The organism is Bradyrhizobium sp. P2_E8 (assembly GCF_056403875.1).
Genome location: NZ_JBFUES010001038.1, coordinates 1 through 2,529 on the forward strand (window position 1 = coordinate 1; position 2,529 = coordinate 2,529).

Genomic DNA, 2,529 nt, shown 5'->3' on the forward strand with positions numbered 1-2,529 from the left:
GGCCCGAACGGGCCGAAATTGCTTTAACTATCGCCCGTTGGTCGCCTGATCGGGAACGCCGGTTCAACTCGTTGATTGTCAGCGCCAACAGTCGCGGCTAATGACGGTCCGCGGTGTTCCGCCTTACGGGAAAGTTCCGATGTCTGCCCAAATGGTCCTGCTGCCTGTCTTCGTGCAGGTCGGTCTCACCTTCGCGCTCCTGATTGGCATGGCGCTGGCGCGCCGCCGCTCGCTGGTCTCGGGCGAGACCAAGATCCGCGACGTTGCGCTGGGCGAGCCGAACTGGCCCAAGAGCACCACGCAAATCGCCAATTGCTACCGCAACCAGTTCGAGCTGCCGGTGCTGTTCTACGCCTTGATCGCGCTGGCGCTCCCGTTGCGCCATGCCGATTTCTTCATCGTGCTGATGTCCTGGGTGTTCGTGGTGACGCGCTTTGCCCATGCCGGCGTGTTCGTCTCCTCGAACGATCTCGGCCGCCGCTCGACGATCTGGCTCGCCGGCGTGCTGGTGCTGCTCGCGATGTGGATCTACTTCGCGCTGAGGATGCTGTTGCTGATCTAGGCGCTTATCCGCCGATCCTGACCTGAAAGATTTGAAATGACTCCCGCTGCCCGGCTGTCCGCAGCCATCGAACTGATCGACACCATCGAGAAGGACCGCGTGCCCGCGGCCAAGGCGCTGAAGGAGTGGGGCACCGCGCACCGCTTCGCCGGCTCCGGCGACCGCGCCGCGATTGCCGGCCTCGTCTGGGACGTGCTGCGCCGCTATGCCTCGAGTGCCTTTTTGATGGACGCCGACACCGCGCGTGCCAGGCTGATCGGCATGCTCCGCCTCGAGCGCAACATGGATGCGGCCACCATGGCCGCCTTGTTCGACGGCAGCCGGTTTGCGCCGGCGCCGCTGACGGAGGCCGAGGAGGCGGCGCTGAGCCATCGCTCCCTCAAGGACGCACCGGCCGCGATCGCAGGCGACTACCCCGAATGGCTCGATCCGCATCTTGCAAAAGTGTTCGGCGAGGACCGCGCCGCGGAAGCGGCCGCGATGGCGAGCCGGGCGCCGCTGGACTTGCGCGTCAACACGCTAAAATCCAACCGCGACAAGGTGCTAAAGGCGCTTGCTCATCTTCATGCGAAACCGACGCCGTGGTCCGCAACGGGCCTCCGCATCGAGCTTTCCGCCGACGCGCGCAACCCCGGCATCCAGGCCGAGGAGGATTTCATCAAGGGCGCCGTTGAAGTGCAGGATGAGGGATCGCAGCTTGCAGCCCAATTCACCGCGGCAAAACCCGGCGAGCAGGTGATCGATCTCTGCGCCGGCGCCGGTGGCAAGACGCTGGCGCTCGCCGCCATGATGCAGGGCAAGGGGCGGCTGATCGCCACCGACCGCGACAAGCGGCAGCTTGCGCCCATTCACGAACGCCTGTCGCGCGCCGGCGTCCACAATGCCGATGTCCGCACGCCCAAGGGCGAGGCCGATCCGCTGGCCGACATCAGTGCCACGGCCGACCTCGTCGTGATCGACGCCCCCTGCACGGGAACCGGCACTTGGCGCCGCAACCCCGACGCCAAATGGCGGATGCGGCCGGGCGCGCTGGAGATCCGCCTGCGCGACCAGGCCGAGGTGCTGGAGCGCGCCGTGCCGCTGGTGAAGCTAGGTGGCCGCATCGCCTACATCACCTGCTCGGTGCTGGCGGAAGAGAACGGCGAGCAGGTGAGGGCGTTCATCGGCCGCCATGGCGAGTTCGCGGTGGTGCCGCCGGAGCAGACCGCTAGCGTGCTCTGGGACAAGGCGGAGGCCTTCGCGGAAGCCGCCCAGCAGTCGCCCGAGGGCTGGTTGATGACGCCGCGCCGCACAGGGACGGACGGGTTCTTCGTCTCGGTGCTGAAGAAGACGGCCTGATCAACGCTGTCATTCCGGGGCGCCCGCAGGGCGAGCCCGGAATCCATCGCGCGGCAGTCTCTGCGGGTCCATGGATTCCGGGCTCTCGCTACGCGAGCCCCGGAATGACGGCAGTGGCACCCCAAAACAAATAGCCCCGCGGACCGAAACCCGGTCGCGGGGCTTTCTAATTCTAGCGTTCTGCCGGTACGTCCGCGGTCAGAAGCGCTGGTGCGCGGGCGTTAGCCGACGCGGAGATTGTCCGCCGACGACTTGCCGCTGCGGCGGTCGGCGACGATGTCGAACGAGACCTTCTGACCCTCGTTGAGGGAGGAGAGGCCAGCGCGCTCGACGGCGCTGATGTGCACGAACACGTCCTTCTGGCCGTCGTCCGGCTGGATGAAACCATAACCCTTTTGGGTGTTGAACCACTTCACGGTGCCCATAGCCATGGGAATTTCCTTTAGTTAGTTAGAGAGRATACGCACGCGGACCGGAACGCAGCGCTGCGCCCATAGCCCTGATGAGTCGATGTTTTGGAGAAATCATCTGAAGCGTGCGCGCCTGTCTTAGACGAGGCGAAACGGCCCAGTCGTTCGGCCAAGTATCGATGATCACAATATAGCGAGAATTTTGGGCCACTTCAAGGC

At 65.3% G+C, this 2,529-nt stretch carries 3 protein-coding genes; 2 read left to right on the top strand and 1 reads right to left on the bottom strand.

Features of this window, described 5'->3' with window-relative positions; genetic code table 11:
- The first annotated feature begins 139 nt into the window (after nucleotides 1–139).
- Both AC1D00_RS36280 and AC1D00_RS36285 read left to right on the top strand, forming a co-directional pair.
- Complete coding sequence (locus tag AC1D00_RS36280; protein ID WP_404555612.1) at nucleotides 140–562, top strand: MAPEG family protein; 423 nt, start codon at nucleotides 140–142, stop codon at nucleotides 560–562.
- Nucleotides 563–598: 36 nt separating this feature from the next.
- Nucleotides 599–1,900: an RsmB/NOP family class I SAM-dependent RNA methyltransferase gene (locus AC1D00_RS36285; RefSeq protein ID WP_477013981.1), complete on the top strand. Its 1,302-nt coding sequence runs from the start codon at nucleotides 599–601 to the stop codon at nucleotides 1,898–1,900.
- A 221-nt stretch (nucleotides 1,901–2,121) separates the two neighbouring features.
- Here AC1D00_RS36285 and AC1D00_RS36290 read toward each other — a convergent pair whose 3' ends face one another.
- On the bottom strand, nucleotides 2,122–2,331 hold the full coding sequence (locus tag AC1D00_RS36290) for a cold-shock protein (RefSeq protein WP_008141931.1): 210 nt from the start codon (nucleotides 2,329–2,331) through the stop codon (nucleotides 2,122–2,124).
- Nucleotides 2,332–2,529: the final 198 nt, after the last annotated feature.

Excerpts from the sequence above, each read along its gene's own strand:
- AC1D00_RS36280 (WP_404555612.1), top strand. The coding sequence starts at position 140 with ATGTCTGCCCAAATGGTCCTGCTGCCTGTCTTCGTGCAGGTCGGTCTC.
- AC1D00_RS36285 (WP_477013981.1), top strand. The coding sequence starts at position 599 with ATGACTCCCGCTGCCCGGCTGTCCGCAGCCATCGAACTGATCGACACC.
- AC1D00_RS36290 (WP_008141931.1), bottom strand. The coding sequence starts at position 2,331 with ATGGCTATGGGCACCGTGAAGTGGTTCAACACCCAAAAGGGTTATGGT.